The organism is Paenibacillus solani (assembly GCF_001277345.1).
Lineage (GTDB): Bacteria > Bacillota > Bacilli > Paenibacillales > Paenibacillaceae > Paenibacillus_AQ > Paenibacillus_AQ solani.
Genome location: NZ_LIUT01000003.1, coordinates 17,600 through 24,670, shown reverse-complemented (window position 1 = coordinate 24,670; position 7,071 = coordinate 17,600). Strand labels below are relative to the sequence as shown.

At 54.2% G+C, this 7,071-nt stretch carries 2 protein-coding genes and 2 pseudogenes; all 4 read left to right on the top strand.

Annotated elements, in window-relative coordinates; genetic code table 11:
• Positions 1-8 precede the first annotated feature (8 nt).
• Positions 9-217: pseudogene (locus AM231_RS30610) on the top strand (condensation domain-containing protein); the annotation flags it as partial.
• 17 nt (positions 218-234) lie between these two features.
• On the top strand, positions 235-552 hold the full coding sequence (locus AM231_RS30485) for a condensation domain-containing protein (protein ID WP_423212930.1): 318 nt from the start codon (positions 235-237) through the stop codon (positions 550-552).
• Positions 553-602: 50 nt separating this feature from the next.
• A pseudogene (locus AM231_RS17460) lies at positions 603-5,040 on the top strand (amino acid adenylation domain-containing protein); the annotation flags it as partial.
• Position 5,041: 1 nt separating this feature from the next.
• Positions 5,042-7,071: condensation domain-containing protein (locus tag AM231_RS29140; RefSeq protein WP_207383635.1), on the top strand; the 2,030-nt coding region annotated here is incomplete at both ends.

Here is a 7,071-nt window from a genome sequence, read left to right as displayed (position 1 = left end):
TGGACGACGTGGACGTGACGAGAACGGTAGGTTGGTTTACGAGCATTTACCCTGTCGTCTTCGAGTTGAAGAAGGCGAAAGGAATATCCTATTGGCTCAAATCGTTCAAGGAGAAGCTGAGACGGATTCCGAACAAAGGCGTGGGATACGGCGTGCTGAAGTATATGACGCCTGCGGAGAAAAGCGGCATTGGAAGCGGAATGTTGCCGGAAATCAGNGCAATGGAATCGGGAAATGAATACCGGGGCCATGTCGATGTCGGGTCTTTCTGCGGGGGCGTCGATGAGCCCGCAAGCGGAACGGGCTTATGCGCTGGACATTGCAGGGAGCGTGATGGACGGAAAACTGACGCTGGTCGTGACGTATGACAAGCAGGAGTACCGCGAAAGCACGATGCAGGCATTGCTGGCCAATTACAAGAAACAACTGCTTTCGATCGTCGACCATTGCATGCAGCAAACCGAGACCGAACTTACTCCGAGCGATGTGGGCAGCAAACCAATGTCTTTAGACACTTTCGAAAAGCTCTTAACGCGGTTGAATGATTTGTAATGTGAGAGCTCTATTATTCATAATTTGTAAACGGAAGATAGGTGATTGTAATGAGTGGTGGCGGTAACCGTAACGTGGCTTCGATGTACTCGTTGGCTCCGATGCAAGAAGGCATGCTGTTCCAAGCACTAATGGAACCGCAGTCGTCCGCGTATTTTGAACAAATGTCGTTTGTGATTCACGGGTCGCTACATGAAGCTCATCTAGAGAAGAGCCTTTCCCTTCTGATGGAACGGCACGATATCTTTCGAACGGTGTTTATGTACGAGGATTTGGAAAGTCCCTTGCAAATCGTGCTTAAAAAGCGCAATCCTTCAATCGTTTTCGAAGATTTTACAGGGTTAACGGAAGATGAAATCAAGAGCAGCGTGGATCGGTTCAAGCAAGCGGATCGGGAACAAGGATTCGATCTCACGAAAGATGTGCTGTTGCGAATTGCCGTATTAAGGACGGGAGAACGCCGGTACGAGATCGTTTGGAGCCACCATCATATCCTGATGGACGGCTGGTGCATGAGCATCGTCTTGAAAGAGTTCTTTTATATGTATACGCAGCTTTGCAGCGGCCAATCGATAGATTTGCCTGCCGTGAAGCCCTATATCCACTTCATCGAGTGGTTGGAAGAGCAGGATCGCGAAGAAGCGCTGGGCTACTGGAGAGATTACTTGTCGGGGTACGAGCATCGGGCGGCGATCCCTGCAAGCGGAAGTCGTAGCAATGACCCGTACGCGCTGGGAGAAATTCATCATTCGTTCTCGGAGACATTGACCGAGCGTTTGACGAAAATGAGCAAACGCCATCAGGTTACGATGAACAGTATGATGCAGACGGCATGGGGCATGTTGCTGCGCAGCTACAATAATATCGATGACGCGGTGTTCGGTGCGATCGTGTCGGGGCGTCCTGCGGAAATCGACGGCGTCGAAAATATGGTTGGGCTGTTTATCAACACACTGCCGGTTCGACTGGGTCCGAATGCAAACGCGGGGACGTTCATTGAGACGGTCAAACGGTTGCAGCAGCGAGCGCTGGAATCGGAGAAATACGATTACATTTCATTGGCCGAGATTCAAGCACAATCGGATCCGAAACAAAACTTGATCGATCACCTGTTTATCTTTCAGAACTATCCGGAAGTCTACGAAATAAGCGGGCAATCCGATAATCAGGATTTTCAGATCACGGATGCTCAAAGTTTCGAGCATACCAATTATTCGTTAAGCGTGATCATGTATTTGCGTTCGAACCGGCTTGGTATCAAAATCGATTTCAATGCGTCGGAACATCACAGAGATAATATCGAACGAGTCATCAGCCATTTGGAGACCATTTTGGAGCAAGTATCAGCAAATCCGGAGATGCGGCTGGACGAGATCGAGCTGGCCGGGGAAGAAGAGAAGCGTCAGCTGCTGGCGCAGTTTAACGACACGAAGACTGATTATCCAAAGGACAAAACGATCCACGTGCTGTTCGAGGAGCAAGCGGAGCGAACGCCGGAAGCGGTGGCGGTCATATTCGAGTCTACGAGAATGACATATGGGGAGCTGAACGCGAAGGCGAACGAGTTGGCGCATGCGCTGCGTTCGCTGGACGTAGGAGCAGACCGGATCATGGGGATTATGGCAGAGCGTTCGGTGGAGATGATCGTGGGGATTCTCGCGATCTTGAAGGCGGGCGGCGCGTACTTGCCGATTGACCCGGCGTACCCGGCGGAGCGGATCACGTACATGCTGGAAGACAGCGGCGCAAGGCTGCTGCTCGTATACGGCGAGGACGTGGAGGTACCGCAAGATTACGAAGGAACCGTGCTGAACCTGGCGGACGCGTCGCTGTACGCAGGCGACACCGCGAACCTGTCTACGGTAAGCGGGCCGAATGATCTGGCATACGTCATCTATACGTCGGGATCGACGGGACAGCCGAAAGGGGTCATGGTCGAGCACGGGAGCTTAACGAACATGATGGTTGCATTGCACAGCAAATATCCTTGCGGGGAAGAGGAAACTTATTTGCTGAAGACGGGCTATACGTTCGACGTGTCATTGACGGAACTGTTCGGATGGATACCGGGCGGAGGGAAAGTGGTCGTGGCGGCACCGGGCGCCGAGAAAGATCCACGGGAGCTGCTCCAGGTCATTGGCGATAACCGGGTGACGCATATCAACTTTGTTCCTTCCATGCTGCAGCTGTTCATGGTGGAGGCGGAAACGAGCGGGGGAGCGGCTCCATCGCTGCAGTATCTGTTTATTGCGGGCGAAGCGTTCCCGACGGAGATGGCACGGCGAGCTTGCCAGCAGTGGCCGCATGCCCGAATCGAGAACATCTACGGGCCGACGGAGGCCACGATCTATGCGACGCAAGAGACGGTTACTGCGCATACGGAGAAGGTTGGAATCGGCAAACCGCTGCCGAATGTTCGCACGTATGTCGTTGACCGGGCGAACAAGCTGCAGCCGATTGGTGTGCTGGGCGAGCTGTGCATCGCGGGAGACGGCTTGGCGAGGGGTTACTTGAACCGTCCGGAGTTGACCGCGGAGAAGTTTGTGGACAATCCATTTGAACTTGGCGAGCGAATGTACCGGACGGGGGACCTGGCAAGATGGCTGCCGGATGGGAACCTGGAGTACATGGGGCGTATCGACGAGCAGGTGAAAATCCGGGGGTACCGGATCGAGACGGGCGAAATTGTGCACCGTCTGCTGCAGCACGCGGACGTGAAGGAAGCCGTGGTCGTCGCCCGAAAGGACGAGCAGGGCGAAGCGTACCTATGCGCGTATGTGGTGAGCAGCGGGGCTTTTGACGGATCGGAGCTGCGTTTATATTTGAAGAAAGTATTGCCGGAGTACATGGTGCCTTCGTATCTGGTGGAAGTGGAGCGGATTCCGCTGACGGCCAACGGCAAGGCGGACCGGAAGGCGCTGCCGGAGCCGCAAGGGCTGGTGCAGGCAGGAAGCGAATACGTCGCGCCACGGAGCGAGACGGAAGCGAAGCTGGCGGCAATTTGGCAGGACGTGCTTCGAATGGGGCAAGTCGGCATCCAAGACAACTTTTTCGAGCTGGGCGGCGATTCGATCAAAGCGATCCAGATCGTGTCCAGGTTAAGCTCGGAAGGTATAAAGCTGGTGGTCCGGGATATGTTTTCGTATCCCACGATCGAGGAAGTCAGCCGCTATATTCAGACGAGGTCGCGGGCAGCGGCCGAAGAAGGGGCCGTGGAGGGTGAAGTCGCGCTTAGTCCGATCCAGCGTTGGTTTTTCGAGCGGCGTCTCTCGCAAAGCCATCATTGGAATCAGGCGATGATGCTGTACCGCGCGGACGGTTTTCGGGAAGTGCTCGTGGAGGAAGTCGCGGTCAAGCTGACGGAACACCACGACGCACTGCGAATGGTGTACAAGCAGGAAGCAGGGAAGATCGTGCAGATAAACCGGGGGACGGAAGGCCAAGCGTTCCGCCTGCACGTATTCGACGTCCCGGCGGAAGAGGACGTCAGCGCGGCGGTCGAGCGGAAGGCGACGCTGGTCCAGCAGGCGATGAATCTGGAGACCGGCCCGCTGATGCAGCTTGGCTTGTTCCGGACGGGCAGCGGCGACCATCTGCTGATCGCGATCCATCACCTTGTCGTAGACGGGGTGTCCTGGCGAATTCTGTTGGAGGATTTCGCAGCGGGATACGAGCAGCGGCTGCGGGGCGAGGCTGTCGCCTTGCCGGGCAAAACGCATTCGTACCGGACGTGGTCGGAGCGGATGAGGATCTATGCAGAGAGCCGGGAGCTGCTGAGGGAAGCTGCATATTGGCGGCAGGAAGAAGGCGCTAAGGTTAAGCCGCTCCCCAAAGACGGGGAAGGTGCCGGAGCCCGTACATGGGCGAGCAGCACAAACATTGCGATTAGCTTAAGCGAGACGGAAACGAAAAACCTGCTGACGGGAACGCACCATGCGTACAAGACGGAAATAAACGACGTGCTGCTCGCAGCGCTCGGTTTAGCGATACAGGAATGGACGGGTCATGAGACGCTGGCCCTTCATTTGGAGGGACACGGCCGTGAAGAAGTATTGGACGACGTGGACGTGACGAGAACGGTAGGTTGGTTTACGAGCATTTACCCTGTCGTCTTCGAGTTGGGCGGAAGGAATATCCTATTGGCTCAAATCGTTCAAGGAGAAGCTGAGACGGATTCCGAACAAAGGCGTGGGATACGGCGCGCTGAAGTATTTGACGTCTGCGGAGAAAAGCAGCATTGGAAGCGGAATGGTGCCGGAAATTAGCTTCAACTACTTGGGGCAATGGAGTCGGGAAATGAATACTGGGGCTATGTCGATGTCGGGTCTTTCTGCGGGAGCGTCGGTGAGTCTGCAATCGGAACGGGTTTATTCGCTGGACATTGTAGGGAGCGTGATGGACGGAAAACTGGCGCTGAGCGTGACGTACGACAAGCAGGAGTACCGCGAAAGCACGATGCAAGCATTGATGGCCAATTACAAAAAGCAANGAAATTAGCTTCAACTACTTGGGGCAATGGGATCGGGAAATGGATGCCGGGGCCATGTCGATGTCGGGTCTTTCTGCGGGAGCGTCGATGAGCCCGCAATCGGGACGGACCTATGCATTGGACATCACAGGGAGCGTGATGGATGGACAACTGACGCTGAGCGTGACGTACGACAAGCAGGAGTACCGCGAAAGCACGATGCAAGCATTGATGGCCAATTACAAAAAGCAACTGCTCTCGGTTGTCGCGCATTGCATGCAGCAAACCGAAACTGAGCTGACCCCGAGCGATGTGGGCAGCGTATCAATGCCGTTAGTCACTTTCGATACACTTCGCAAGCAATTGGCAAGTAGCGGCAGCGGCGAGATGGTTTCCATGTACCCGCTGTCTCCGATGCAAGAAGGCATGCTGTTCCAAGCGCTAATGGAACCACAGTCGTCCGCGTATTTCGATCAATTGTCGTTAGTGATTCGAGGGTCGCTGCATGAAGCTAATCTGGAGAAGAGCCTTTCTCTTCTGATGAAACGGTACGATATCTTCCGAACGGTGTTTATGTACGAGGAATTGGAAAGACCGTTGCAGATCGTGCTTAAGAAGCGCAATCCTTCGATCGTTTTCGAAGATTTCACAGGGTTAACGGAAGATGAAATCAAGATCAGCGTAGAGCGGTTCAAGCAATCGGATCGGGAACAAGGGTTCGACCTCACGAAAGATGCATTGTTGCGAGTTGCTGTCTTGAAGACGGGAGAGAGCCGGTACGAGATCGTTTGGAGCCACCATCATATCCTGATGGACGGCTGGTGCATGGGTATCGTCTTGAAAGAGTTCTTTGATATGTACGCGCAGCTTTGCAGCGGCCAATCGAGAGATCTACCTGCCGTGAAGCCTTATATCCACTTCATCAAGTGGCTGGAGGAGCAGGATCGCGAAGAAGCGCTGGGCTACTGGAGAGATTATTTGGCGGGATACGAGCATCGGGCGACGATCCCTGCAAGCGGCAATTCTAGCAACGATCCGTACATGCTGGAAGAAATTCATCATTCGTTCGCAGAAACATTGACCGAGCGTTTGACGAAATTGAGCAAACGCCATCAGGTTACGATGAACAGCATGATGCAGACGGCATGGGGCATGTTGCTGTGCAGCTATAACAACATCGATGACGCGGTGTTCGGTGCGGTCGTATCTGGGCGTCCTGCGGAAATCGACGGTGTCGAAAATATGGTAGGGCTGTTTATTAACACACTGCCGGTTCGACTGGGTCCGAATGCAAACGCGGGCACGTTCATCGAGACGGTACAACAGTTACAGCAGCGAGCGCTGGAATCGGAGAAATACGATTATATTTCTTTGGCCGAGATTCAAGCGCAATCGGATCTGAAACAAAACTTGATCGACCATCTGTTTGTGTTCCAGAACTATCCGGACGTTTATGAAGTTAACGGGCAGCCTGAGGATCAAGATTTTCAGGTAACAGATTTCCATGCATTTGAGCATACCAGTTATTCATTAAGTGTGATCATGCAATTGCGTTCGAATCGGCTCGGCATCAAAATCGGTTTCAATGCGTCGGAACATCACAGAGATAACATCGAACGAGTCATCAGCCATTTGGAGACCATTCTGGAGCAAGTGACGGCAAGGCCGGACATGCGGCTGGACGAGATCGAGCTGGCTGGGGAAGAAGAGAAGCGTCAGCTGCTGGATACGTTTAACGACACGAAGGCGGAGTATCCGAAGGACCAAACGATCCAGGCACTGTTCGAGGAACAGGCGGAGCGAACGCCGGAAGCGGAGGTGGTCGTATTCGAGTCTGAACGGTTGACGTACGGGGAGCTGAACGCGAAGGCGAACCAATTGGCGCATGAGCTGCGGTCGCGTGGCGTCGGAGCGGACCAAATCGTAGGGATTATGGCGGAGCGTTCGCTCGAGATGATCGTGGGGATTCTCGCAATCCTGAAGGCTGGTGGTGCGTACTTGCCGATCGATCCGGCGTACCCGGCGGAGCGGATCGCGTACATGCTGGAAGA